Source organism: Thauera chlorobenzoica, assembly GCF_001922305.1.
In the GTDB taxonomy this organism is placed as follows: domain Bacteria; phylum Pseudomonadota; class Gammaproteobacteria; order Burkholderiales; family Rhodocyclaceae; genus Thauera; species Thauera chlorobenzoica.
Map to the genome: position 1 here is coordinate 2,466,084 of NZ_CP018839.1, position 24,181 is coordinate 2,490,264.

General features: G+C 70.0%; 21 protein-coding genes. 13 read left to right on the top strand and 8 right to left on the bottom strand.

Going from position 1 to position 24,181, the window contains the following annotated elements:
- Positions 1 to 56 precede the first annotated feature (56 nt).
- The 4 genes from Tchl_RS11400 to Tchl_RS11415 all read left to right on the top strand — a co-directional run bounded on the left by Tchl_RS11400 (position 57) and on the right by Tchl_RS11415 (position 5,600).
- A complete protein-coding gene (locus Tchl_RS11400) occupies positions 57 to 1,313 on the top strand; it encodes a lipoprotein-releasing ABC transporter permease subunit (RefSeq protein ID WP_075148526.1) in 1,257 nt (418 codons plus the stop codon).
- Positions 1,306 to 2,013 carry a lipoprotein-releasing ABC transporter ATP-binding protein LolD gene (gene lolD, locus Tchl_RS11405; protein WP_075148527.1) on the top strand — a complete coding sequence of 236 codons (708 nt, stop codon included), beginning with the start codon at positions 1,306 to 1,308 and terminating at the stop codon, positions 2,011 to 2,013. The genes Tchl_RS11400 and lolD overlap by 8 nt, the downstream gene beginning before the upstream one ends.
- A gap of 137 nt (positions 2,014 to 2,150) precedes the next feature.
- Positions 2,151 to 4,571 (top strand): DNA internalization-related competence protein ComEC/Rec2, encoded by a 2,421-nt coding sequence (locus Tchl_RS11410; protein ID WP_075148528.1) that lies wholly within the window; start codon positions 2,151 to 2,153, stop codon positions 4,569 to 4,571.
- A 108-nt stretch (positions 4,572 to 4,679) separates the two neighbouring features.
- The gene (locus Tchl_RS11415; protein ID WP_083945219.1) at positions 4,680 to 5,600 is read left to right on the top strand and encodes an alpha/beta fold hydrolase; all 921 of its coding nucleotides are present in this window, start codon (positions 4,680 to 4,682) and stop codon (positions 5,598 to 5,600) included.
- Positions 5,601 to 5,616: 16 nt separating this feature from the next.
- On the opposite strand, the gene rsgA is transcribed toward Tchl_RS11415, so the two are convergent.
- The gene (gene rsgA, locus Tchl_RS11420) at positions 5,617 to 6,561 is read right to left on the bottom strand and encodes a ribosome small subunit-dependent GTPase A (protein WP_075148529.1); all 945 of its coding nucleotides are present in this window, start codon (positions 6,559 to 6,561) and stop codon (positions 5,617 to 5,619) included.
- A 20-nt stretch (positions 6,562 to 6,581) separates the two neighbouring features.
- On the bottom strand, positions 6,582 to 7,829 hold the full coding sequence (locus Tchl_RS11425) for a M48 family metallopeptidase (RefSeq protein WP_075148530.1): 1,248 nt from the start codon (positions 7,827 to 7,829) through the stop codon (positions 6,582 to 6,584).
- 134 nt (positions 7,830 to 7,963) lie between these two features.
- Between Tchl_RS11425 and orn the strand changes: the two genes are divergently transcribed.
- A complete protein-coding gene (orn, locus tag Tchl_RS11430) occupies positions 7,964 to 8,512 on the top strand; it encodes an oligoribonuclease (RefSeq protein ID WP_075148531.1) in 549 nt (182 codons plus the stop codon).
- 12 nt (positions 8,513 to 8,524) lie between these two features.
- Here orn and Tchl_RS11435 read toward each other — a convergent pair whose 3' ends face one another.
- Together Tchl_RS11435 and rpmE are read right to left on the bottom strand one after the other, a co-directional pair.
- Positions 8,525 to 10,183: an ArnT family glycosyltransferase gene (locus tag Tchl_RS11435; protein WP_075148532.1), complete on the bottom strand. Its 1,659-nt coding sequence runs from the start codon at positions 10,181 to 10,183 to the stop codon at positions 8,525 to 8,527.
- A 160-nt stretch (positions 10,184 to 10,343) separates the two neighbouring features.
- Entirely contained in the window at positions 10,344 to 10,562 is a 219-nt protein-coding gene (gene rpmE / locus Tchl_RS11440; RefSeq protein WP_075148533.1) for a 50S ribosomal protein L31, read from the bottom strand.
- Positions 10,563 to 10,737: 175 nt separating this feature from the next.
- Here rpmE and Tchl_RS11445 point away from each other — a divergent pair, with 175 nt between their 5' ends.
- From Tchl_RS11445 to Tchl_RS11465, 5 genes are all read left to right on the top strand, one after another.
- Positions 10,738 to 11,739 carry a tRNA dihydrouridine synthase gene (locus tag Tchl_RS11445; protein ID WP_232311570.1) on the top strand — a complete coding sequence of 334 codons (1,002 nt, stop codon included), beginning with the start codon at positions 10,738 to 10,740 and terminating at the stop codon, positions 11,737 to 11,739.
- A 72-nt stretch (positions 11,740 to 11,811) separates the two neighbouring features.
- On the top strand, positions 11,812 to 12,486 hold the full coding sequence (gene trmB, locus Tchl_RS11450) for a tRNA (guanine(46)-N(7))-methyltransferase TrmB (RefSeq protein ID WP_075148534.1): 675 nt from the start codon (positions 11,812 to 11,814) through the stop codon (positions 12,484 to 12,486).
- Positions 12,487 to 12,580: 94 nt separating this feature from the next.
- Positions 12,581 to 13,345, top strand: a complete 765-nt coding sequence (locus Tchl_RS11455; protein ID WP_408646101.1) for a UPF0149 family protein — start codon at positions 12,581 to 12,583, stop codon at positions 13,343 to 13,345.
- The gene (locus Tchl_RS11460; RefSeq protein WP_075148536.1) at positions 13,338 to 13,667 is read left to right on the top strand and encodes a YkgJ family cysteine cluster protein; all 330 of its coding nucleotides are present in this window, start codon (positions 13,338 to 13,340) and stop codon (positions 13,665 to 13,667) included. The genes Tchl_RS11455 and Tchl_RS11460 overlap by 8 nt, the downstream gene beginning before the upstream one ends.
- Before the next feature lie 126 nt (positions 13,668 to 13,793).
- The gene (locus Tchl_RS11465) at positions 13,794 to 14,153 is read left to right on the top strand and encodes a YkgJ family cysteine cluster protein (protein ID WP_075148537.1); all 360 of its coding nucleotides are present in this window, start codon (positions 13,794 to 13,796) and stop codon (positions 14,151 to 14,153) included.
- A gap of 50 nt (positions 14,154 to 14,203) precedes the next feature.
- On the opposite strand, the gene Tchl_RS11470 is transcribed toward Tchl_RS11465, so the two are convergent.
- Positions 14,204 to 15,139: an ATP adenylyltransferase family protein gene (locus tag Tchl_RS11470; protein WP_103893743.1), complete on the bottom strand. Its 936-nt coding sequence runs from the start codon at positions 15,137 to 15,139 to the stop codon at positions 14,204 to 14,206.
- Between the two features lie 82 nt (positions 15,140 to 15,221).
- Here Tchl_RS11470 and Tchl_RS11475 point away from each other — a divergent pair, with 82 nt between their 5' ends.
- Positions 15,222 to 15,452 (top strand): RNA-binding S4 domain-containing protein, encoded by a 231-nt coding sequence (locus Tchl_RS11475; RefSeq protein ID WP_075148538.1) that lies wholly within the window; start codon positions 15,222 to 15,224, stop codon positions 15,450 to 15,452.
- A gap of 104 nt (positions 15,453 to 15,556) precedes the next feature.
- Here the strand turns inward: Tchl_RS11475 and Tchl_RS11480 are convergent, their stop codons facing one another.
- Positions 15,557 to 17,296, bottom strand: a complete 1,740-nt coding sequence (locus tag Tchl_RS11480; RefSeq protein WP_075149699.1) for an NAD-binding protein — start codon at positions 17,294 to 17,296, stop codon at positions 15,557 to 15,559.
- A 19-nt stretch (positions 17,297 to 17,315) separates the two neighbouring features.
- Positions 17,316 to 17,699 carry a DUF6394 family protein gene (locus tag Tchl_RS11485; RefSeq protein WP_075148539.1) on the bottom strand — a complete coding sequence of 128 codons (384 nt, stop codon included), beginning with the start codon at positions 17,697 to 17,699 and terminating at the stop codon, positions 17,316 to 17,318.
- Positions 17,700 to 17,891: 192 nt separating this feature from the next.
- On the opposite strand from Tchl_RS11485, the gene Tchl_RS11490 reads away from it, so the two are divergent.
- Positions 17,892 to 18,566: a DUF502 domain-containing protein gene (locus Tchl_RS11490; protein WP_075148540.1), complete on the top strand. Its 675-nt coding sequence runs from the start codon at positions 17,892 to 17,894 to the stop codon at positions 18,564 to 18,566.
- Between the two features lie 7 nt (positions 18,567 to 18,573).
- Here Tchl_RS11490 and acnA read toward each other — a convergent pair whose 3' ends face one another.
- Positions 18,574 to 21,273, bottom strand: coding sequence for an aconitate hydratase AcnA (acnA, locus tag Tchl_RS11495; RefSeq protein WP_075148541.1), 2,700 nt, complete (start codon positions 21,271 to 21,273; stop codon positions 18,574 to 18,576).
- A gap of 286 nt (positions 21,274 to 21,559) precedes the next feature.
- Between acnA and acnB the strand changes: the two genes are divergently transcribed.
- Positions 21,560 to 24,157: a bifunctional aconitate hydratase 2/2-methylisocitrate dehydratase gene (acnB, locus tag Tchl_RS11500; protein ID WP_075148542.1), complete on the top strand. Its 2,598-nt coding sequence runs from the start codon at positions 21,560 to 21,562 to the stop codon at positions 24,155 to 24,157.
- The last annotated feature ends 24 nt before the right edge of the window (positions 24,158 to 24,181 follow it).

Below are 24,181 nucleotides of genomic sequence, written 5' to 3' on the forward strand. Positions count from 1 at the left end.
GATCCGCGGGCACAATGCCGGGCTGCATCTTCCCCATCCGGACCCCTCGACCATCCATGCGCTACGAATTCCTCGTGGGCCTGCGCTATACGCGTTCGCGCAAGCGGGCCCAGGGCCGCAATCGCTTCATTTCCTTCATCTCGCTGGTCTCCATGCTCGGCATCGCGCTCGGCGTCGCCGCGCTGATCGTCGTGCTCTCGGTGATGAACGGCTTCCAGGAGGAGCTGCGCACCCGCATCCTCGGCGTCGCCTCGCACATCCAGGTGCACAGCGTGGACGGCGGCCTCGAGGCCTGGCAGCAGGTGGCCGAGGAGGCGCTGCGCCATCCCGAAGTGAAGGCGGCGGCGCCCTACGTGCAGGAGCAGGGCATGCTGTCCTTCGACGAGGCGGTGCGGGGCACGATCGTGCGCGGGGTGATTCCGGCGGAAGAAGAGAAGGTCGCCGAGTTTGGCCGTCACATGCAGGCGGGCGCATTCGAGGCGTTGCAGGCGGGGCGCTTCGGCATCGTCCTCGGTCGCGACCTGGCCCACGCGCTGCGCGTGCAGGTGGGCGACAAGCTCACCCTGATCGCGCCCCAGGGGCTGGTGACGCCGGCCGCGGTGCTGCCGCGGGTCAAGCAGTTCGAGGTCGTCGGCATTTTCGAGGCCGGCATGTACGAGTACGATTCCGGACTCGCGCTGGTGCATCTGGCCGACGCCCAGGCGCTGTACCGGCTCGGTGACGCGGTGAGCGGGGTGCGGCTCAAGCTCGACGACCTCTTCGCCGCGCCACGGGTGGCGCGCGAGCTGGCGCTGACGATCGGTACGCCCGGGCTGGCGGTGGCCGACTGGACCCGCAGCCATGCCAACTTCTTCCGCGCGGTGGCACTGGAAAAGACGATGATGACCCTGATCCTGTTCCTGATCGTCGCCGTGGCCGCGTTCAACATCGTGTCCACGCTGGTGATGGCGGTGCAGGAAAAATACGCCGACATCGCCATCCTGCGCACCCTGGGGGCGAGCCCGGCGTCGATCATGACGATCTTCGTGCTGCAGGGCACGGTCATCGGCTTCGTCGGCCTCGCCGCGGGGGTGGCCGGGGGGCTGGCGATCGCACACAACCTCGACGTGGTGATCCCGGCGTTGGAGGCGGTCACCGGCGCCACGCTGTGGAACAAGGAGATCTACTACATCAACGAGCTGCCCTCGCAGGTGCTGGCGGCCGACGTCGTCTCGATCGTCTCGGTGTCCTTCGTGCTGACCCTGCTTGCCGCGCTGTACCCGAGCTGGCGGGCGTCGCGGGTCAATCCGGCGGAGGCGCTGCGCTATGAATGAGGCCGCGATCGTCCGCGATGGCGCCGGATCGGCGCCGGTGCTGGCCTGCGACGGCCTGGCCAAGCACTTCCGCGAGGGGGCGGAGGCGGTGAAGGTGCTCGATGAGGTCAGCCTGCGCGTCGGCCGCGGCGAGCACCTCGCCATCGTCGGCGCTTCGGGTTCGGGCAAGAGCACGCTGCTGCACCTGCTCGGCGGGCTGGACGTGCCCAGCGCCGGCGCGGTGCGGCTGATGGGGCAGGATTTCTCGGCCTTGTCGGAGGCCGCGCGTGGCCGGCTGCGCAACAGCGCGCTCGGCTTCGTGTACCAGTTCCACCACCTGCTGCCCGAGTTCACCGCGCTCGAGAACGTCGCCATGCCGCTGTACATCCGGCGCATGGACAAGGCCGCGGCCGATGCGCGCGCCGCCGCGATGCTGCAGGAGGTGGGACTGGGCCACCGCCTCGACCACACCCCCGGCGAACTCTCCGGCGGCGAGCGCCAGCGTGCGGCGATTGCCCGCGCGCTGGTGACCCAGCCCGCCTGCGTGCTCGCCGACGAGCCCACCGGCAACCTCGACCGCCGCACCGCCGGGGTGGTGTTCGACCTGATGCTGTCGCTGAACGAGCGCCTGGCGACCAGCTTCATCATCGTCACCCACGACGAGACCCTCGCCGCTCGCGCCCAGCGCAGCCTGCGGCTGTGTGACGGGCGGCTGGAGTAGGCTGCGTCCGAGCGGCACGGCTTGGCCACGGCTGTCAGCGCTCCGGTACAGCGGGAGCGCGCGGTGGGTTGAGCGATGGGCCTGCGATACGTCTTTAGGGTGGCGCAGGGGCGACTCTATTGGCATCATCGTATGTCATGAGAATTGTTGCGGTGTCCTTCCTGCTCGGTGTCGGCGTGCTGCAGATGCAGCCCTCCCTGGGCGGACGCGAGTTCTACCTGATGGTCCTGGCAGGGGGGCTCGGCGCGGTGGCAGCGGGCATGCTGCTGTGCGGCCGGTGGGTGAAGCGGGCTGCGCACCGAACCTGGTTACGCCCTGCGCTGCTCGCCGCCCTGGCCTTCGTCGCCGGCTTCGGCTGGGCCGGGCTGCGGGCAGAGGCGCGGCTGGGCGATGCGCTGGCGGGGACGCTGGAAGGCGTGGATGTGGTCGTGCGCGGGCGCATCGCATCCTTGCCCCAGGCCGTGGGCGAGGGCTGGCGCTTCGTGTTCGAGGTCGAGGCAGGCGAAGTCGATGCAGGAGAGGTCGATGCAGGAGAGGCCGGGGCGGGTGAAACCGGGGTCCCGCAGCGCCTGCTGCTGTCCTGGTATCCCGATCGCCGCGCTGCGGCGGTGCTGCCGGCACTGACCCCCGGGGAACGCTGGCAGTTCGTGGTCCGGCTCAAGCGCCCGCACGGTTTTGCCAACCCGTCCGGGTTCGATTACGAGGCCTGGCTGCTCGAGCGCGGCGTTCGCGCCACCGGGTACGTGCGCGCCGATGCCCGCCTGCTCGAGCGCGAGCCGGCGGGTTTGATGCAGCAGGTCCATCGCCTGCGCGCGCAGCTGCGTGAGCGGATGCTGGCGGCGCTGGTGGACGCGCCCCATGGGGCGATCCTGGTCGCGCTCGGCGTCGGCGATCAGCAGGGCATCCGGGCGCAGGACTGGGCGGTTTTCCGCCGTACCGGCATCGGCCACCTGGTGTCGATTTCGGGCCTGCACGTGGCGCTGGTCGGCCTGCTCTGCGGTGGCGGGGTGGGCGCGGCGTGGCGGCGCATCCCGGCCCTGGCGCTGCGCCTGCCGGCACAGAAGGCGAGGGCGGTGGCGGCGCTGGCGGGGGCGAGTGCCTACGCCCTGCTCGCGGGAATGGGCATTCCGGTGCTGCGAGCCTGGCTGATGCTCGCCGTGGTGGTGCTGGCGATGCTGTCGGGGCGGGCCGCCGCGCCTTCGCGGGTGCTGGCGATCGCGCTCTTCATCGTGCTCGTGGTCGACCCCTGGGCCGTGCTGGCGGGCGGGTTCTGGCTGTCGTTCGGGGCGGTGACGGTGATCCTCGCGTGCACCGGCGGGCGGCTGCGGGCGGTGGCCGGCTGGCGCGCGGCGCTGCGCATCCAGCTCGCGCTCAGTGTGGCGCTGATCCCGCTGCTGTTGGCCCTGTTCCAGTCCTTTCCGCTGGTGTCGCCCCTGGCCAACCTGTTCGCCGTTCCGCTGGTGAGCTTCGTCATCACCCCGCTGGTGCTGGCCGCGCTGCTGCTGCCGATGTTGCTGGTGCCCGCCCACGCCGCCACGGTGGCGATGATGGCCGTGCTCGAGCGCCTGGCGGCGCTCGAGCACGCGCTGTGGGAGCAGGCGCCGCCTCCGCCCTGGCTGCTGGGTGCGGGCCTGGTGGCGGTGGGGCTGCTGCTGTTGCCGCGCGCCACGCCCGGCCGGCTGGCCGCGCCGGCCCTGCTGCTGGCCTTGCTGAGCTGGCAGCCGCCGCGCCCCGCGGCGGGCGCCTTCCGTGCCGTGGTGCTCGATGTAGGGCAGGGGCTGGCCGTCCATGTGCAGACGCGCAGCCACGAGCTGCTGTTCGACGCCGGTCCGGCCTACGGGGGCGACGCCGATGCCGGCGGCCGGGTGGTCCTGCCTTACCTGCGTGCGACCGGGGTGCGCCGGCTCGATGCCCTGCTGCTTTCGCACGAGGACATCGACCACGTCGGCGGCGCGGTGAGCGTGCTGGATGGGATCGCGGTCGGGGAGGTGATGGCCACGGAGCCGGACGGCCTGGTGCACTGGGCGCAGGCGCGCCGGCCGGACACGGCGCTGCGCCGCTGCGCGGCGGGGCAGAGCTGGTTTTGGGACGGGGTGCGTTTCGACGTCCTTCATCCCGCGTCCGCGGGCGACGGAGGCGGGCGCCTGGAGCACGACAACAACCGTTCCTGCGTGCTGCGGGTGTGGGCGGCAGGAGGCGCGCTGCTGCTGACGGGCGACATCGAGGCGGTCGCCGAGCGCGCCATCCTCGCCCGCCATGGGGCGGCGGCGGTTGCCGCCGAGGTGGTGGTGAGCGCTCATCACGGCAGCCGCTCGTCATCGTCCCCTGCATTCGTCGAGGCGAGCCGGGCGACGGCGGTGATCCATTCTGCCGGTCACCGCAACGCCTTCGGCCACCCCCATGCCCAGGTCCGGGCGCGCTGGGCCGCGGCCGGTGCGCGCAACTGGCGCACCGACAGCCAGGGCGCGGTCGAGGCCCGCTTTGCCGCGACGGCCGATGAAGGTGCCGGCGTCAGCGCCTGGCGCGACGTCCAGCCACGTTACTGGCACGGCCGCTGAGCCCGTCCCGGCCGGTGATCCGCTGGTGCGCACATGGAATTCGGCAAAAGATTCAGGCTAGACTCGAGCCCTGTTCCACCCTCGGCGCCAGGCGCCGGCCCGCACACCATGAGCTTCCTGTCTGCCTTGCGCCGCCTGCTGGCATCGCCCCCCGAACTTTCGCGCCCCACCCCCGGCCTGCGCGAACGCTTCGTGCAATGCATCGGGCCGCACGGCCTGCACCGCATGGCATACACCGAATGGGGCGATCCGGATAATCCGCGGGTACTGATCTGCGCCCACGGCCTGACCCGCAACGGGCGCGATTTCGACGACCTGGCCCGTGCCCTGGCGCGCGATTACCGTGTGGTCTGCCCCGATGTGGTCGGGCGCGGGCGCAGCGACTGGCTTGGGGTGAAGACCGACTACGGCTTTCCAGTGTATGTGGCGGACATGGTGACGCTGATCGCACGCCTCAATGTGGAGGGCGTGCACTGGGTGGGAACGTCGATGGGCGGGATCATCGGCATGCTCCTCGCCAGCCAGCCGCACACGCCGATCCGCCGCCTCGTGCTCAATGACGTCGGGCCGGTGATCACCGCCGTTTCACTGCGCCGGATCGCCCAGTATGTCGGCACCGCGCCGCGCTTTCCGAGCATCGAGGCGGCCGAGGCCTACCTGCGCGAAGCCTGCGCCCCGTTCGGGCCGCTCACCGACGCGCAGTGGCGCCACCTGACCGCGCACGCGGTCCGGCCGGTGGCGGGCGGCGACGGCTTCGCGATGATCTACGACCCTGCGCTGGGCGAAGCCTTCCGTGCCGCGCCGATCCTCGCCGACATCGACCTGTGGCCGGTGTACGAGCGCGTGCGCTGTCCGACCCTGGCCTTGCGCGGAGCCGACTCCGATCTGCTCGAGCCGGCGACGTTCGCGGCGATGGCCGCGCGCGGACCGCGGGCGCAGATGGTCGAGTTCGCCGGGGTGGGGCATGCGCCGATGCTGATGGACGAAGCGCAGATCGGCGTCGTGCGCGATTTCCTGCTCGCCGGCTGAGATCACATCCCCACGCTCACCAGCCCGGGTTGAGCCGGCGCGCCTGGTCGATTTCGCTGCGGATGGTGCGGAAATGTTCCCAGCGCCGCGGGTGGATGGCGCCGCTCGCGACCGCGGCGAGCAGCGCGCAGCCGGGCTCGGCCTCGTGCCGGCAGTCGCGGAAGCGGCAATGCCCGAGGTGGGGGCGCAGCTCGAGGAAGGCTTCGGCGAGCTCGTCGTGCGACAGGTGGGCGAGGCCGAACACCTGCAGCCCGGGACTGTCGATCAGCCAGCCCGGCAGGGCGGCGTCGGTGGCGGGCGGCAGTGGATAGAGACGGGCGAAGGTGGTGGTGTGCTTGCCGGAGTCGAGGGCGGCGGAAATCTCCCGGGTGGCGGCCCGCGCTTCGGGAATCAGGGCGTTGGTGAGGGTCGATTTGCCCATCCCGGACTGCCCGACCAGGATCGCGTGCAGCCCGGACAGGCGCGCGCGCAGGCGCGCCGCGCCGTCGAGGGCGGATACTTCGAGCACTTCGTAGCCGAGCGCGCGAAAGGGCGCGAGCTGGGCGCGCGCGGCCGTCAGGCGATCGGCGAGGTCGGCCTTGTTGAGCACGATCAGGGGGGTGATTTCCTGGCTTTCGGCGGCGGCGATGCAGCGCGACACCAGCAGGTCGGAAAACCCCGGCTCGGTTGCGACCACGATCACGATATGGCTGAGGTTGGCCGCGATCAGCTTCTCGCGGAAGGCATCCGAGCGCCACAGCAGGTTGCGCCGCGGCTTGAGCGCGGCGATGACGCCCTGACCGTCACCACCGGGGAGGATTTCCACGACATCGCCGCAGGCGAAGCTGCTTTTCTTGCCGCGCGGATAGCACTGCAGGCGGCCAGCCGGGGTGTCGACTTCGTAGTGGCGGCCGAAGGCGGCAGCGATGATGCCGTCGAGCCGGGTTTCGGCGCGGGCGGCCGGGCGGGTGCGGGGTCTCACTCGGGGCGGGTCCTCGGAAGTCAGGCGTGGTGGGACAGCAGGCGGCCGATCCGCTCCGCGGCCGGCGGGTGTGAGTCGAAAAAGCGCGAATACAGCGGGTCGGGGGTGAGGGTCGCGGCGTTGTCGCGGTAGAGCTTGACCAGCGCGGAGGCGAGCGCGGTGGCGCTGCTCTGGCGTGCTGCGTAGGCATCGGCCTGGAATTCGTGGGTCCGCGACCAGTGGCTGAGCAGCGGGGCGAAGGGGAAGGTGAACGCCGGCAGGATCAGGAAGAACAGCGCCAGCGCGCTGGCGCCGTCCTGCGCCTGCATGCCCAGTGCGGTGAAGAACCCGGGCTGCGCCGCGAGCCAGCCGAGCACGGCGAGCAGGGCCAGGCTGGCCGGAGCGAGGACGGCGAGGCGCCGGAACAGGTGGCGGTGGTGGAAGTGGCCGAGCTCATGGGCGAGCACGGCCTCGACTTCGTCGGCGTCGAGCTTGTCGAGCAGGGTGTCGAAGAACACGATCCGCTTCGCCGCGCCGAGACCGGTGAAATAGGCGTTGCCGTGGGCCGAGCGGCGCGAGCCGTCCATCACGAACAGGCCGCTGGAGCGAAAGCCGCAGCGCGCGAGGAGGGCTTCGACGCGTGCCTTCAGGGCGGCATCGGCGAGCGGGGTGAAGGTGTTGAACAGCGGTGCGATGAACGTCGGCCAGATCAGCATCACCAGCACGTTCACCCCCAGCCACAGGGCCCACGCCCACAGCCACCACCATGCGCCGGCGAGCCCGATCAGCCACAGCAGCACGGCGAGCAGGGGCAGGCCGATCGCCGCGGCGAGCGCCGCTTCGCGTGCGGTGTCGGCGATGAACAGGCGCGGCGTGATGCGGTTGAAGCCGAACTTCTTCTCCACCCCGAAAATGCGGACCAGGACGAAAGGCAGCTCGAGCGCCCAGCCGAGCACACCCAGCGTCGCCAGCAGGGCGGTGCCGTGGGCCACGCTGCCGGCGGGCAGGAGCGCGGCCCAGGCCGCATGCACGGCCTGCAGCCCGCCGCCAAAGGTCAGCGCGAGGGCGAAGGCTGCGGCGGCGATCGCCTCGCCCGCGGCCAGCGGTGCCCGTGCCGCGGTGTAGTCGGCCGCACGCCGGTGCGAGGCGAGCGCAATCGCGGCCGCGAACGCTGTCGGCACGGCATCGCGGTGCGCACGCACGTGGCGGACCTGGCGGCGGAGCAGGGCGAGGCGGGCGGCGAGGCCGAGCAGCAGCGCGCAGAGGAAGAGGACGGCAAAGGCGTTCATCGGGCGATCGCTGGGGGCAGAGTGGTCCGGGGGGCGCGCAACGGCGCAGGCGTGCCGGGAGCGGGATCTATGACACAATCGCGCCCTTCGATGTTTCCCGACCACAAGGTAGCGAGAGAAAAGGCGGATCGATTATGGCACAGGACCCGAAAACCCTGATATGGCTCGACATGGAGATGACCGGTCTCGAGCCCGAGCGCGACCGCATCATCGAGATCGCCGTCGTGCTCACCGACGAGAACCTGAACACGGTCGCCGAGGCCCCGGTGCTCGCGGTGCACCAGCCCGACACGGTGCTCGATGCGATGGACGAGTGGAACCGCAATACCCACGGCAAATCCGGCCTGATCGCGCGGGTGAAGGAGTCCACCGTGTCCGAGGCCGAGGCCGAGGCCCAGGTGCTCGCCTTCCTGAAGGAACGGGTGCCGGCGCGCACGTCGCCGATCTGCGGCAATTCGGTGTGCCAGGACCGGCGCTTCCTCGCGCGCTGGATGCCGGCGCTGGAAGCCTGGTTCCACTACCGCAACCTGGACGTATCCACCCTCAAGGAGCTCGCCCGGCGCTGGCGGCCGGCGGTGTATGAAGGGGTGAAGAAGGCTGGCAGCCATACCGCGCTCGCCGACATCCACGAATCGATCGCCGAGCTGCGCCATTACCGGGATCATTTCCTGAAGCTGGATTGACCCGGGCGGGGGTCAGGGAGGGGTGCGGCGCAGCAGGCGGAAGCTTTCCTGGCGCTTGCCGGCACCGCGGCGGAACTCCCACACCGGCTTCCATTCCGGTGCCAGCGCGCGCAGCTCGTCGCGGCCTTCGGCGTGGACGAGCAGCAGCGTGCACGGCGTGGCGCCGCCTTCGACGCGCTGGGTGCGCAGTCCGGCGAAGTAGTCCAGCGAACTGCGCAGGGCGTCCGGCAGCCCGGTGGTGGCAATGCAGGCGCCGGGGTGCTCGCTGCGTTCTCCCGCCACGGCGATGGCGAGCGAGCCGGCTACCGCGCGATAGCTGCGGCCATGGTCGAACCAGGGCATCAGCAAGACCACGGCCAGGCACCACAGCATGGTGAGCCCGATCGCCCAGTTCGCCGGCGCACGCGACAGCGAGCGCGGCAGCCGCCACACGAGGACGATCCACAGCAGGCTGATCGCGCCGCCCGTGAGCAACTGGAAAGGCCCCCCGGGAAGCACGAAATCGGGTGCGTTGCGGGCCACGTGGCGGGCCAGTCCGGGGGGCCAGCCCAGCGCCTGGGCGGTCCATGCCAGCCACACCAGCACGCCGAACAGGGCGAGGCTCATCAGCGCGAACCAGTCGAAGGCATTGGCGGCGCCGCGGCGCAGGGTCGGCACCCCGCCGGCGGCCAGCAGTGCGGCGGCCGGCACCATCAGCAGCATGCCGGCCTGGGAAAGGTCGCCGCTCAGCACCAGCCAGCCCAGCACCAGTACTGCGCTTTGCAGGGGCAGCAGCGCGGGCAGGGCGGCGAGCCGGCGGCGCTCGCGCCACAGCGCCCACAGCGCGATCGGCCACAGCGGCCACAGGAACCAAGCGAGCAGCTCGAGCAGGCGCGGAGTGTCGTCGAGGGCGAGCTGCGGTCCGGCGAGGCGCGACCACTCCGCACCCAGCCAGCGCAGGAACAGGGCGGGGTCGTGAAGGTGCAGGGTCAGCGGCCAGATCGCGGCCAGCGTCAGCGCCAGGCACAAGCCCAGCAGCAGGGCGCCGCTCGCACGCGGGGTGCGGCAGTCGGTGCCCAGCAGCAGGGCCAGCGGCAGCAGCGGGGCGGTGATCAGCAATCCGCCGAGCCCCCCGGCAAGGAAGGCGAGGGCGCTGCCGAGCCCGGCCTTGAGCGCACCGCCGATCGGGCGCTGGGGCACTTCGGCAAGTCCTTGCAAGGTGAGCGCGAGCATTGCGAACACGGCCAGCAGGGGCTGGGTTTCATGCGCATGCAGCACCAGCCCGAGAGCGCCGAGGGCGAGCAGCGCGGCCGGCGTGCGCGCCGGGCGGCCGTGCAGCGCCTCGGCGGTGCGGGCGACGAAATAGATCGCCAGGGCGACGAAGAACGCGCTCGCCAGGCGCGCCCCGCCGTGCACCGGGAGCACGGCGCTGGCGAGCCAGGCGAAGCTTGCCGCAGTCCAGAAGTACAGCGGTGGGTAGTCGGTCAGCGGTTCCCCGGCAAGCTGCGGGAACAGCCAGGATTCGCCGCGCAGCAGTTCCAGGACCGGGCCGAAGTAGCGCGCGTCGCTGCCGCGCCAGGGGTCGTGCACGGTGAGGCCGACGAGCAGGTAGAGGCCGACCAGCGCGGCCAGGCCGACGGTGCCGTAGATGCGACGCTGGAACAGGGTGGGGGTTATGGGGTCGCGGATCATGCGCGCATTGTGCGGCGGAGTGCCTGGACAGGCAAAGACTGCCGGGAGCGTTCACCCGGGGGGCGGCCGTCCGGGGGCGATAAAAAAGGCAGCCGCGGCTGCCTTTCGGTTCGGCGCCCGAGAACGGGGGCCGTGGCGTGCGGGGGCAAGCCCCGGCGTCTCAGCTCGCGCGCTGGACGTTGCCGTATTTCTGGCGGAAGCGCTCGACGCGACCGGCGGTGTCGACGATCTTCTGCTTGCCGGTATAGAAGGGATGGCAGGCCGAGCACACTTCGACGTGGTACTGGTCCTTGCTCAGCGTGGAGCGGGTGGTGAAAGTGTTGCCGCAGGAGCAGGTCACGTTCACGTCGTTGTACTTCGGATGGATGTCCGCTTTCATGATGGTTTCCTGGAATCGCGCGGGCGGCGGATGTGACCGCCCTGTTTGGTAAAGGGCGAAATTATCCTGCAAGCCATCCCTGCTGGCAAGCAAAAGAGCTGCAAGCGCGGCGCGTGCGCGCATTACAATCGCGCCTTTGCCAACCGGGGCCGCGAATGCGGCGGGGAGAATCGGGGTGCGTCTGCTGCTCGCGCCGATGGAAGGCCTGCTCGACGAGGCGCTGCGCGCGATGGTGACGCGGCTCGCCCGCTACGACTACGCGGTCACCGAGTTCGCCCGGGTGTCGGGCACCTTGCTGCCGGATCGCTTCTTCCGCCGCATCGCGCCCGAGCTCGATCACGCCAGCTGCACCGCGGCGGGCACGCCGGTACGGGTGCAGCTGCTCGGCTCCGACCCGGCGTGCATGGCGGACAACGCCGCGCGCCTGGCACGGCTGGCGCCGGCAGGTGTGGATCTGAACTTCGGCTGCCCGGCGCCGACGGTGAATCGCCATCGTGGCGGTGCGGTGCTGCTCGACGAGCCGGAGCTCTTGCACCGGATCGCCGCCGCAGTGGCCGCAGCCTTGCCCGCCGGGCTGCCGCTGACGGCGAAGATGCGGCTCGGCGTCGCCGATCCCGGGCGGGCGTGCGAGTGCGCCCAGGCGCTGGCCGAGGGCGGGGCGGCGGCGCTGGTCGTGCACGCGCGCACCCGCCAGCAAGGCTACCGGCCGCCGGCCCACTGGGAGTGGGTGGCGCGGGTGGCGCAGGCGGTGCGGGTGCCGGTGGTGGCCAATGGCGAAGTGTGGACCGCCGCGGACTGGGCGCGCTGCCGTGCGCTGTCCGGGGTGGCGGACGTGATGCTCGGCCGCGGCGCGGTGGCCGACCCCTTTCTCGCCCGGCGCATCCGCGACGGGCGTCTCGATCCCCCGGACGCGGCCGAGCGGGAACGGGAGTGGCAGGCCCTGCTCCCGGCGCTCGGTGAATTCAGCGCGCGCGTGCAGCGCAAGGTCGAGGCGCGCCATGCCCCGGGGCGGATCAAGCAGTGGCTGCATCTGCTGGCGCGCTCGTATCCGCAGGCCCGGCACCTGTTCGCTGCGATCCGCGGGCTGCGCACGTTGGCCGAAGTCGAGGTCATGCTCGGCCGTCATGGGGTGCCGCTTCCCGGGGCCCATTCTCCGGCGCCGGCCTGCACGGCTTGAGCGCGCTAGGATGCGGCGCCGGCGCGCGGCAGCACTTTTCGCTACGGTGCCTACCCTCCATCAGGAAACACGATGAGCTACGCCAATTCCCTCATCCCGCACAGTGCCCAGCAAGGCGTGCACGAGGCGCTGCGCGCCCGGGTGCAGAAGCATCTTGCCGAGCCGTTTCGCAAACCCTTCGCCGATTACAACCGTGCCGCGCTGCAACTCGCGCTCGCCGGCTGGGACGGGCGGGCGCCGCTGATCCTGGATGCCGGCTGCGGCGTCGGCCACAGCACGATCCAGCTCGCCCGCCAGTTTCCCGAGCACTGGGTGATCGGCGTCGATCAGTCGCAGGACCGGCTCGAACGGCGCAAGCCCTACCCCGAGGCCTTGTTGCCGCAGAACATGGTGTTCGTGCGTGCCGATCTGGTCGATTTCTGGCGCCTGCTCGATGCCGCCGGGGTGCGCCTGGCGCGGCACTACCTGCTGTACCCCAACCCCTGGCCGAAGATCGGCCATCTGGGGCGGCGCTGGCATGCACACCCGGTGTTTCCGTGGATTCCCCGCCTCGGCGGGGTGCTGGAATGCCGCAGCAACTGGCAGGTCTATATCGAAGAGTTCGCGCTGGCGCTGGGCGAGGTGCTGCAGCGGGAGGTGCCCTGGGAGCGCTTCGAGGCGTCGCAGCCGTTGACGCCGTTCGAGCGCAAGTACCGGGATTCGGGCCAGAGCCTGTTCCGCCTCGGGGTCGCGCTGTCCGTGGTCTGAGACGCAGGCGCGGATCCGGGCCGAAGCTGCTCGGCCCGAGGTTTGACTTGCCTGCCGGGGCGGCTTGAGTCACCCTTGGCGCCGAATCAAGGAGATGCTCATGAGCGACACGCCCCCCCCTGTTCCTGCCGATGCGCAGGCCGTCCCGACCCTGATGAGCGACGAGGATTTCGAGGCCCTCGAGGAGATCCTCACTTCGGATATCGTCCCCGAAGACTGCATGGACCTGGAAATGCTCGACGGTTATCTGGCGGCGGTGTTGATCGCGCCGCGCCCGATTCCGCCCGAGCGCTGGATGCCCGGGGTGTGGTCGGCCCACGGCGAGGAGGCCGATTTCGGTTCGGGAAGCGGGCTGCAGCGCGCGATCCGGCTGGTGAAGGCCTATCACAACGAACTGCTCGCCACCCTCGGCCTCGACGACGAGGACGAGGCGTGCTGGGAGCCGTTCTGCTTCGCCATCACCGAAGGCGACTCGCTGAAGCTGGGCGAGGCCTGGGTGGACGGTTTCGCCCAGGGGCTGGAGCTGTGGCCGGAAGGCTGGGAGGCCGGGCTCGACGAGGAGGTGGTCGAAGCGGTACGCGAAACCCTCGACGAGGTGCTGGAACCGTGGGCCGCGGATGATGCCGCGCGTGCCGACGACGAAACCCGCCTGGGCTGGCTGGTCGCGCTCGGCGAAGCGGTCAACGACATCCATGCCCACTGGCGCGATCTGGGCTTCGCGCCGCCGGCGCCGCTGTCGGTGGATGTGCCGCGCCGGCCGGCGCCGGCCGGGCCGGGACGCAACGACCCCTGCCCCTGCGGCAGCGGCAAGAAGTTCAAGAAGTGCTGCGGGGCCGACAGCAGCGGTGCGGATGCGTGAGGACCATTGCACCCGCTGCGGTGCCTGCTGCGCTGCGTTCAGGGTCGATTTCCACCATTCTGAGCTGGCCAGCCGGGCGCCGGGCGGGGTGCCGGACGCGCTCGTTGTGCCGGTGACGGCGACCCTGGTGCGGATGCGCGGCACCGATGCCGCCGCGCCGCGCTGCATCGCGCTCGAAGGCGAGATCGGGGGGGCGGTGCGCTGCGCCCTGTACGCCGCGCGGCCCTCGCCCTGTCGCGACTTCGCGCCCTATGCGGCGCTGGGGATCGGCGACGAGGCCTGCGCCCGGGCGCGCCAGCGCCACGGCCTGGGGGCGCTGTGAAAGCCTGATTAATTTCGCCAAATTTATTTTCAACACATTGAAAATAAATGGGTTTATGGGCTTGCGCAGGCTTCGGCATTGGATAGAATCCGCGCGCCGAACAACTTCCCCTGCGCCCCGCCCATCATGGAAGGCTTCAACCCCTGTCTCGACTGCGGCATCTGCTGCACGCACTTTCGGATTTCCTTCTATTGGGCCGAAGCCGATGACGCTCCAGGCGGTTTCGTGCCGGTAGACATGACGGAACAGCTCAACCACACGCTGCGCTGCATGAAGGGCAGCAACCAGGTGCCGCGGCGCTGTTCGGGGCTGGCCGGCACGGTGGGAGAGAAGGTGGCGTGCACGATCTACGACAACCGGCCGACGCCGTGCCGCGAGTTCCCGGTCTACTTCGACGACGGCACGCCCAACCCGAAGTGCGACGAACTGCGCGCGACCATCGGCCTGCCACCGCTGCCGCACGCTCCGCTGCCCCGCGCGGCCTGAGACACCGCGCTGTACGCGCCCGTTTCCCGGCCTGCTCCTCAGCCTGCCCTTCAGCTTCTTTCCGGACGGGGACGGCCGACGGCGGCGAGCACGGCGAGCGGTCCGGCCGTGCGCAAGGTCTCGATCTGCTCGATGTCGCGCACGAACAGCGAACCGGCATAGCCGAGCGAATTCACCGAGATGTTTCCCCATTTTTCCTGGGTGCGCGGCACCACGAGCAGCCACTGCGGGCTGACGAGCAGGTTGTAGGCCGGCATCGGGTCCGCTTGCGCCGGCATCGACAGCGCTTCGCAGGCGGCGGCGAAGGCGGCCTGCAGGATCTGACCGCCGCTGTTCCCCGCCAGGCCGGCGAGGGCGACGAAAGCGTGGCTCCAGGGCAGGGCCGGATTGCGTGTCGCCGTGCCGTGGCGCGCCGCGCCCTGCGGGGCGAAGGCCGCCAGGTCGGCGGTGCCGGGGGGAATCCATTGCAGGTGCTTGTGGGCCTGACTGGCGCCGGCGATGCGCCCGCCGTTGTAGAAGCCCAGTCCGCCCGCGGCGGCGATCAGGGCGGCGAGGGCGCGGAAGTCGGCGTCGCTCAGTGGTGTGCTCTGGTCTTCGAAGCGGCGGGTGACGATCAGCAGATGGCGTTCGATGACCGGGAACTTGTTCAGCACGACCAGGTGCTCGGGGCCGAGCGCGGCGACGGTGAGCGCCGCTTCGGGGGGAAGAAAAGGGTTGAAATCGGGCGTCCGGCGGGTCACGGTGTCGACCCGGGCGCGGTCCTTCAGGGCCAGGGAGGAGACCCAGCGCACCGAGAAGTGTGGCAGGTCGTCGCACTCGATCGGCGCCTGCTCGGTGCGGATCGGCTGCAGCGCGCCGCTTTCGAGGGCGCGGGCGATCGTGCGATCGGTGCGCTCGAGAAAGTCGGCCGGGAGGTCGCAGGCCTGCTCCGGGGCGGGAACGGGAGGCGCCAGTGGGGCGCCGGCAGTTGGGGCGTCGCTGGTCATGCGAAGGGCTGGCAAGGGACAATGGCCGCATTTTGACATGAGCGCCGTGCCCGTGTGGCGCAAGGGCGCAGGAGAAATACCGATGAGCATCCGCTTTGCCGTACGTGGCGAACACATTCAGCTCGACCAGTTGTTGAAGGCTGCGGGCCTGGTGGATTCGGGCGGTGCCGCCCATGTAGCGGTGGCAGAAGGCCGGGTCCGGGTCGACGGCAAGGTCGAGACGCGCAAGCGTGCCAAGCTGCGTGCCGGCCAGCGCGTGCGCTTTGGCGGCGAGGACATCGAGCTGGTCGAAGCGGGGCGGGAAGAGGTGTAGCGCGCGCGGAAGGGGGGCGAAGGTCGGGGGGCGAAGGTCGGGGGGCGAAGGTCGGGGTGTGGATGCCGGGGAATGTGGAGGAAGGCGCCCGGCCCGGGGCCGTTTCAGGGCAGCTTCGGCGGCCCCGCGGGGCGGGCGCGGTGCGACAGCTTCTCCCAGATCCAGCCGCCGGGCAGGTCTTTGCCGGTAAGGAGGTAGTTGAGCGTGTGCTCGTTGGCGATGACGAGTCCGAAGTCGTTCAGCGCGCGCCGGGTGCCGGCGAGCAGCAGTTCGTCGCCGGGGCGGATCGGGGTGCTGCCTTCCGGCGTCAGCAGGTGATCGTCGTCGTCGCGATCGAGGAACAGGACTTCGCATTCGAGTGCGGCGCTGCGTTCGGACGGCGAGCGCAGCAGCATTTCGAGTGTGATCCCCTCGCCCTGCATCAGGCGGCGGTACAGCGCCGGCGCGCGCTTCAGGTTGATGCGTTCGCTGCGGATCTCGGGCACCGTCCACCCCAGGCGCGCGGTCAGGTGCTCGAGCCGGGCGTCGCACCAGTCTTCGTCGCGCGTGCGTACCTCCTGCAGGAAGGGAACGAGCAGCGGGGTGCTCAGGATCGCCAGGCATTCGTGGGTGATGATGCGGCTCGGGACCACGGTGATGTCGGCGTCGAAGGCTTTGAACAAGGCGTGGTTGGCTTCGTGGTTCTGGCGCAGGATCACGAACAGCTCGGGGTTCAGCGCGCGTGCGGTGACCGCGATCGACAGGTTGTCGACGTCCGAGCTGGTGGCGCAGACGATGCCGGTGGCCTGGTCGATGCCGGCCTGGCGCAGCGACTCGGCGCCGGTGCTGTCGCCCTGTACCCAGCGATGCGCGCCGTCGGGCCGGGCGTCGAGATCGATGATCGTCACCGGCACCGCTTCGGCGTCCATCGCGTCCACCATCCAGCGTCCGAAGCGCCCGTGGCCGCAGACGATCCAGTGCCCGCGCGGCGGATCGCGCCGGCGCTCGACACGGGTGCCGGGCAGTCCGGTGAGCCAGCCCAGCAGCTGGGAGGCTTTCGGGGCATGGAGCGCGAGCGCCAGGGTTTCGCTGAAGCGCTCGAAGGGGTCGATGATGTGGCGGGTGCCGAACGACGCCATGTTGGCCGATGTTTCCCGGTGTTCGGCGCGGCACAGCGCGGGCAGCCGCGGGGCGAGCAGGCGCGCGGCGATGGCGATTGCGAGGTTGGCCTGGTCGTCGTCGGTGAGGGCGATCACGCCGATGCAGTGGGGGTGGGTGAGGCCGGCGAATTCGAGCGTTTCGGGGTTGCCGGCATCGGCGCACAGCGCGGGCACGTCGAGCGTGTAGCTGTGGAGGTCGATTTCGCCGACCTTGTCGTCGTCGAGCTCGATCACTACCGCGCGCACGCCCATGCGCTCGAGCGCCTGGCAGATCAGGCGGCCAGTCTCACCGTAGCCGCACACCAGGTAGAAGGGCTCGCGCAGCCGGCGCACTGCGCGCACGAAGCCCTGGGTCGCGACCGCCTGGCGCAGGCTGCGGTCGGAGAGCAGGCGGAAGACCGACCCCAGGGTGTAGGCCCAGCCGATCACCGACAGATAGATGCAGATCGTCACCCACAGCCGCTGCTGGTCGGAAAAGGTGTGGGGAATTTCGCCGAAGCCGATCGTGGTCGCGGTGTAGCTGATGAAGTAGAAGGCGTGGAAGAAGCTCAGGGAATGGGGTTCGCCCGCCTCGTCCACGCCCGGCGTCAGGGTCAGCCCCAGCACCGACACCGCGATGATGCCGATGAGCAGGACCAGCGGCGCGCGCAGCCGCCGCAGGATCAGGAAGAAGATGCTGTGGTGGCGGGGGAGGGGGCGCTGCATGGCCATCGGCGCGCTGCTCTCAGCGCCGCTGCATGATGGTCTCGGCGATCAGGATGATGACCGAGACCATGTTGGCGAACAGCGCGCCGCCCGACAGCGAGACCACGCGGGAGGTCATCTCGGGGGTGAGGCCGGCGGCCGAAACGTGGGCGGCGTAGCCCCAGACCATCGCCGCCGCGAGCAACTGCAGGTCGGCGGCGAGGCTGGTCGACAGATGCACGGCACCGATCTGGGTGCGGTCGCCCAGTTTGAGCACGGTGGCGATCAGGCTGACGACGAGGGCGGCGAACAGCTCGTAGATGTCGTGGTGCGCAGGGTTGTCGATGTCGCCGACGAAGAAGCCGAAGTTCAGCGTGGCGGCGAGGACGATGAAGAAACCGAAGATGACTTTTTCGAGGTTCATGGACGTGCGCCGGGCGGGTAGTGGGGGGGGGGCGGAGGGAAGGGGCTCGCGGGCCGACTTTAGCGCGAAAGCATGGGCTTCGGCGAGGCCCCGGGATGCAGGGCGGTCGCGAGGCGGGCGCCGGTCGGTGTGCTGCGGGGGCTTGCGGTATGCTGCAGGCCTGTTGCCTTCGGGCATCATCGGGGATTCGCCATGGACGCCCACGCGCATGACCGCATCCGCCACACCCGGCGCTATCTGCTGATCGGCCTGCTGACGGCGGCGCCGCTGTGGGTGACCTGGCTGGTGTTCGATTTCATCTTCACCCAGCTGTCGAAGCTCGGCACGCCCTGGGTGAGCACCCTCTCGCGCGCGCTGCGGGGCAATTACCCGGGCGTCGCCGACTTCATCCTCCTGCCCCAGTTCCAGTCGGTGCTCGGAGTGATCTTCACCCTGGTCGTGTTCTACCTGCTGGGCTGGCTCGCCTCGCTGGTGATCGGCCAGCGCATCATCCACTGGCTCGAGCGCCTGGTCGAGAGTATCCCGGTGGTGGCGGCGATCTACGGCGGGACCAAGCGCTTTCTCGCCGCAGTCAAGGAAAAACCGGCGGGCGTGCAGCGCGTGGTGCTGATCAACTTCCCGTCCTCCGAGATGAAGGCGGTGGGTTTCGTCACCCGGGTGATCCGCGACGAAGCGAGCGGGGAGGAGCTGGCGGCGGTCTACGTGCCGACTTCGCCCAACCCCACTTCAGGCTACATCGAGATCGTGCCGGTGGCGCAGCTGGTGTCGACCGACTGGACGATGGACGAGGCGATGAGCTTCGTCATGACCGGCGGCGCGACCTCGCCCGAGCGGATCCGCTTCCGCAATCCGGCCGCGCCGCGCTGAGCCCGCTTCAGGCGGCGAGGATGGCGCGCAGCACGTAGGGCAGGATGCCGCCGTGGCGGTAGTACTCGACCTCGATCGGGGTGTCGATGCGGCACCGCAGTGCAAGTTCGCGCGTGCCCCCAGCGGCGTCGCGGATCGTCAGCGTCAGCGCCTGCTGCGGCTTCAGGCCGGCGCCGATGCCGGTGATGTCGAAGGTTTCCGCGCCGCTCAGACCCAGGTCCGGCCAGCTGTCGCCGGCCTCGAACTGCAGCGGCAGCACACCCATGCCGACGAGGTTGGAGCGGTGGATGCGCTCGAAGCTCCGGGCGATCACCGCCTTCACCCCGAGCAGCGCCGTGCCCTTCGCCGCCCAGTCGCGCGACGAGCCGGTGCCGTACTCCTCGCCGGCGAACACCACCGTCGGCGTGCCGCGCGTGCGGTGCGCCATCGCCGCCTCGTACACCGTGGCCTGTTCGCCGTCGAACAAGGTGTAGCCGCCTTCGACGCGGCTGCCGTCGGGGTTGGGCGGCAGCATCAGGTTGCGGAGGCGCACGTTGGCGAAGGTCCCGCGCACCATCACCTCGTGGTGGCCGCGGCGCGAGCCGTAGGAGTTGAACTCGGCGCGGGCGACACCGCGCTCGAGCAGCCAGTGGCCGGCGGGGCTGGTCTCGCGGAAGGAACCGGCGGGCGAGATATGGTCGGTGGTGACCGAGTCGCCGAGCAGCAGCAGGGCGCGTGCGCCGCGGATGTCGCCGATGGGGCCGGGCTGAGGCGGGAAATCGTCGAAGAAGGGCGGGCGCGCGATGTAGGTCGACTCGGGCCAGTCGTAGACCTGGCCGATGGGGGCGGCGATCGCGTTCCACAGGTCGTGGTCGCGGGTGAAGTCGGCGTACAGGCGTTGGTAGCTCGCCGGGTCGAGCGCCACCGGTAGCAAGGCCGCGACCTCGTCGGCGCTGGGCCAGAGCTCGCGCAGGAACACCGCTTCACCGTCGCTGCCGGTGCCCAGCGGCTCGCGGGTGAGGTCAATGTCCACCGTGCCGGCGAGGGCGAAGGCGACCACCAGCGGCGGCGAAGCGAGGTAGTTGGCGCGGATGTTGGGGTGGATGCGGGCCTCGAAGTTGCGGTTGCCCGACAGCACGGCGGCGACGACGAGGTCGTGCTCGATGATCGTCTCGTTGAACTCGGCAGCGAGGTCGCCGGAATTGCCGATGCAGGTCGTGCACCCGTAGCCGGCCAGCGCGAAGCCGAGCTGCGCCAGCGGCTCGAGCAGGCCGGCGCGGGCCAGGTAGTCGGTGACCACGCGCGAACCGGGGGCGAGCGAAGTCTTGATGTGCGGCTGCACCGTCATCCCGCGCGCCACCGCCTTCTGCGCGAGGAGGCCGGCGGCGATCAGCACCGCCGGGTTGCTGGTGTTGGTGCACGAGGTGATGGCGGCGATCAGCACGTCACCGTGGCCGAGCTCGATGTCGTCGCGCCCGCTGGCGAAGCGGTCAACGAGCTGGCCTTCCTCGCGGCCGAAGCCGTTGTCGGCGACCGGGGTGGAGAACAGGCGCTCGAACTCGTGGCGCATTGCCGGCAGCGCGATGCGGTCCTGCGGCCGCTTCGGGCCGGCGAGCGAAGGCTCGACCGTGGCGAGGTCGAGCGTCAGTGTGCGGCTGTAGGCGATGTCGCCCGCGCGCGGCATGCCGAACAGCTGCTGGGCGCGGAAGTAGGCTTCGAGCAGCGCGCATTCGTCCGCGCTGCGCCCGGTCGCGCGCAGGTAGTCGATCGTCTTCGCGTCGACCGGGAAGAAACCCATCGTCGCGCCGTACTCGGGGGCCATGTTGGCGAGCGTGGCGCGGTCGGGCACCGGCAGGCTGGCCGCGCCCTCGCCGAAGAACTCGACGAACTGGCCCACCACCTTCTCACGCCGCAGCATCTCGGTCACCGTGAGCACCAGGTCGGTGGCGGTGGCGCCGGCGGGCAGGGCGCCTTGCAGCTCCACGCCGACCACGTCGGGGGTGAGGAAATAGACCGGCTGGCCGAGCATCGCCGCCTCGGCCTCGATGCCGCCCACGCCCCAGCCGACGACGCCGACGCCGTTGATCATCGTCGTGTGCGAGTCGGTGCCGACCAGGGTGTCGGGGAAATACACCTCGCCCTCGCGGCGCACGCCGCGGAACAGGTATTCCAGATTGACCTGATGGACGATGCCGATGCCCGGCGGCACCACGCGGAAGGTGTCGAAAGCCTGCATGCCCCACTTCATGAACTGGTAGCGCTCGCGGTTGCGCGCGAACTCGAGTTCCATGTTGCGGCGCAAGGCATCGGGTGTGCCGTAGTGGTCGACCTGGACCGAGTGGTCCACGACGAGGTCCACCGGCACCCGCGGCTCGATCCGCTTCGGCTCGCGCCCCTGCTGGAGGGCGACGTCGCGCATCGCCGCGAGGTCGGCGAGCAGTGGCACGCCGGTGAAGTCCTGCAGCACGACGCGGGCGACGACGAAGGGAATCTCGGCCGTGCGCGGTGCGTCCGGGCGCCAGTTGGCGAGCTCGCGGACATGGGCGGCGCTGACCTTGCCGCCGTCGCAGTGGCGCAGCAGGGCTTCGAGGACGATGCGGATCGACACCGGCAGGCGCGATACCGGACCGATGCCGGCCGCCTCCAGCGCCGGCAGGGAATGGAAGTGGCCGCGCGTGCCCGCGGGTGTGGTGAAGGTCTGCAGCGGGGGAAAGGACGATTCGGACATGATGCTCCTCCTTGTCCGGCGCCCGGCGGCGGCGGACGGATGCGATGCCGGTGGTGCCCAACTCATGTGCGACTGGCGCTTCTGGCCGATGTTCCCGTTCCCGCCACGCGCAGGCTGCACGCGTGCGACACCGGGAGTAGAATGCCGCGGGTTTGAAAGGCGGATTCGATGTCTGGGTGGTGCACTGCACCTCAAGTCTTATAAAAGACATATAATCCGCCCGGTCCGCGCGGGCGACCCCCGCCCGGAGTCCTGATCACCGCCACGAAAAAGTGAGGAAGTCGCCGTGCTTGAAGCTTACCGCGCCCATGTCGCCGAACGTGCCGCCCTCGGCATCCCGCCGCTGCCGCTGTCCAAGCAGCAGGCCACCGAGCTGGTCGAACTGCTGAAGAATCCCCCCGCCGGCGAGGAAGCCTTCCTCGTCGAGCTGCTGACCTATCGCGTGCCGGCCGGCGTGGATGACGCCGCCAAGGTCAAGGCCGAGTTCCTCGCCAAGGTCGCCAAGGGCGAGGAAACCTGTGCCCTGGTGTCGCGCGCGAAGGCCACCGAACTGCTCGGCACCATGCTCGGCGGTTTCAACATCAAGCCGCTGATCGACCTGCTCGCCGACGGTGAAGTCGGCGCTATCGCCGCCGAGGGCCTGAAGAAGACCCTGCTGATGTTCGACTACTTCCACGACGTCAAGGAGCTCTCCGAGGCCGGCAACGCCAACGCCCGCGCCGTGCTGCAGTCGTGGGCCGACGCCGAGTGGTTCACCAGCCGCCCGGAAGTGCCCGCTGCGCAGAAGCTGACCGTGTTCAAGGTCACCGGCGAGACCAACACCGACGACCTGTCGCCGGCGCCCGACGCCTGGTCGCGCCCCGACATCCCGCTGCACGCGCTGGCGATGCTGAAGAACCCGCGCCCCGGGATCACCCCGGAAGAAGCCGGCGTGCGCGGTCCGGTCAAGTTCCTCGAAGAGCTGCGCGCCAAGGGCAACCTGGTGGCCTACGTCGGTGACGTGGTCGGTACCGGTTCCTCGCGCAAGTCCGCCACCAACTCGGTGCTGTGGTTCACCGGCGAAGACATCCCCTTCGTGCCGAACAAGCGCTTCGGCGGCGTGTGCCTGGGCTCCAAGATCGCGCCGATCTTCTTCAACACCATGGAAGACGCCGGCGCGCTGCCGATCGAGATCGACGCCGGCCAGATGGACATGGGCGACGAGATCGAGCTCAAGGTCGACCACGCCAGCGGCAAGGTCACCGCGACCAAGAATGGCACCGTGATTGCCGAAAGCCAGCTCAAGACCCTGGTGATCCTCGACGAAGTGCGCGCCGGCGGCCGCATTCCGCTGATCATCGGCCGCGGCCTCACCACCAAGGCGCGCGAGGCGCTGGGCCTGCCGCCCTCCACCCTGTTCCGCCTGCCGCAGAACCCGGCCGACAGCGGCCGCGGCTTCTCGCTGGCGCAGAAGATGGTCGGCCGCGCCTGCGGCCTGGCCGAAGGCCAGGGCATCCGTCCGGGCACCTACTGCGAACCGAAGATGACCACCGTCGGCAGCCAGGACACCACCGGCCCGATGACCCGCGACGAGCTGAAGGACCTCGCCTGCCTCGGCTTCTCCGCCGACTTGGTGATGCAGTCCTTCTGCCACACCGCCGCCTACCCGAAGCTGGTCGACGTCAAGATGCACCGCGAGCTGCCGAGCTTCATCAGCACCCGCGGCGGCGTCGCCCTGCGCCCGGGCGACGGCGTGATCCACTCCTGGCTCAACCGCCTGCTGCTGCCCGACACCGTCGGCACCGGCGGCGACAGCCACACCCGCTTCCCGATCGGGATCTCGTTCCCGGCCGGCTCCGGCCTGGTGGCGTTCGCCGCCGCCACCGGGGTGATGCCGCTGGACATGCCCGAATCGGTGCTGGTGCGCTTCAAGGGCAAGCTGCAGCCGGGTGTGACGCTCCGTGACCTGGTCAACGCGATCCCCTACTACGCGATCAAGCAGGGCCTGCTCACGGTCGAGAAGAAGGGCAAGAAGAACATCTTCTCCGGCCGCGTGCTCGAGATCGAAGGCCTGCCCGACCTGAAGGTGGAACAGGCGTTCGAACTGTCCGACGCCGCCGCCGAACGTTCGGCCGCCGCCTGCTCGGTGCACCTGGATAAGGCGCCGATCATCGAGTACATGCGCTCGAACATCACCCTGATGAAGTGGATGATCGCCAACGGCTACCAGGACGCGCGCACCCTGGGCCGCCGCATCAAGGCCATGGAAGCGTGGATCGCCAAGCCCGAGCTGCTCAAGGCCGACGCCGACGCCGAATACGCCGCGGTGATCGAGATCGATCTGGCCGACGTCACCGAGCCGATCGTCGCCTGCCCGAACGACCCGGACGACGTGAAGCTGCTGTCCGAGGTCGCCGGCGACAAGATCGACGAAGTCTTCATCGGCTCGTGCATGACCAACATCGGCCACTTCCGCGCCGCGGGCAAGGTGCTGGACGGCAAGTCCGACATCCCGACCCGGCTGTGGATCGCCCCGCCGACCAAGATGGACGCCATGATCCTCAACGAGGAAGGCTACTACGGTGTGCTCGGCAAGTCCGGCGCGCGCATGGAGATGCCGGGCTGCTCGCTGTGCATGGGCAACCAGGCGCAGATCCGCAAGGGCAGCACCGCGATGTCGACCTCGACGCGCAACTTCCCCAACCGCCTCGGCATCGACACCCGCGTCTATCTGGGCTCGGCCGAGCTCGCCGCGGTGTGCGCGCTGATGGGCAAGATTCCGAGCGTGGCCGAGTACATGGCGCAGGTCGAGGTGGTCAACCAGAAGGCGGGCGACATCTACCGCTACATGAACTTCAACGAAATCGCGGAATTCGTTGATATTGCTGAGAAAGTTGAGGTTTGATGCCTGCTTGGTGTCTAAGAAATT

Bases quoted from the DNA above. Each gene is read 5' to 3' on its own strand.
- Tchl_RS11400 (WP_075148526.1), top strand. From the start codon at position 57: ATGCGCTACGAATTCCTCGTGGGCCTGCGCTATACGCGTTCGCGCAAG.
- lolD (WP_075148527.1), top strand. From the start codon at position 1,306: ATGAATGAGGCCGCGATCGTCCGCGATGGCGCCGGATCGGCGCCGGTG.
- Tchl_RS11410 (WP_075148528.1), top strand. From the start codon at position 2,151: ATGAGAATTGTTGCGGTGTCCTTCCTGCTCGGTGTCGGCGTGCTGCAG.
- Tchl_RS11415 (WP_083945219.1), top strand. From the start codon at position 4,680: ATGAGCTTCCTGTCTGCCTTGCGCCGCCTGCTGGCATCGCCCCCCGAA.
- Tchl_RS11425 (WP_075148530.1), bottom strand. From the start codon at position 7,829: ATGAACGCCTTTGCCGTCCTCTTCCTCTGCGCGCTGCTGCTCGGCCTC.
- orn (WP_075148531.1), top strand. From the start codon at position 7,964: ATGGCACAGGACCCGAAAACCCTGATATGGCTCGACATGGAGATGACC.
- Tchl_RS11435 (WP_075148532.1), bottom strand. From the start codon at position 10,183: ATGATCCGCGACCCCATAACCCCCACCCTGTTCCAGCGTCGCATCTAC.
- rpmE (WP_075148533.1), bottom strand. From the start codon at position 10,562: ATGAAAGCGGACATCCATCCGAAGTACAACGACGTGAACGTGACCTGC.
- trmB (WP_075148534.1), top strand. From the start codon at position 11,812: ATGAGCTACGCCAATTCCCTCATCCCGCACAGTGCCCAGCAAGGCGTG.
- Tchl_RS11455 (WP_408646101.1), top strand. From the start codon at position 12,581: ATGCTCATGAGCGACACGCCCCCCCCTGTTCCTGCCGATGCGCAGGCC.
- Tchl_RS11460 (WP_075148536.1), top strand. From the start codon at position 13,338: ATGCGTGAGGACCATTGCACCCGCTGCGGTGCCTGCTGCGCTGCGTTC.
- Tchl_RS11465 (WP_075148537.1), top strand. From the start codon at position 13,794: ATGGAAGGCTTCAACCCCTGTCTCGACTGCGGCATCTGCTGCACGCAC.
- Tchl_RS11470 (WP_103893743.1), bottom strand. From the start codon at position 15,139: ATGACCAGCGACGCCCCAACTGCCGGCGCCCCACTGGCGCCTCCCGTT.
- Tchl_RS11475 (WP_075148538.1), top strand. From the start codon at position 15,222: ATGAGCATCCGCTTTGCCGTACGTGGCGAACACATTCAGCTCGACCAG.
- Tchl_RS11480 (WP_075149699.1), bottom strand. From the start codon at position 17,296: ATGCAGCGCCCCCTCCCCCGCCACCACAGCATCTTCTTCCTGATCCTG.
- Tchl_RS11485 (WP_075148539.1), bottom strand. From the start codon at position 17,699: ATGAACCTCGAAAAAGTCATCTTCGGTTTCTTCATCGTCCTCGCCGCC.
- Tchl_RS11490 (WP_075148540.1), top strand. From the start codon at position 17,892: ATGGACGCCCACGCGCATGACCGCATCCGCCACACCCGGCGCTATCTG.
- acnA (WP_075148541.1), bottom strand. From the start codon at position 21,273: ATGTCCGAATCGTCCTTTCCCCCGCTGCAGACCTTCACCACACCCGCG.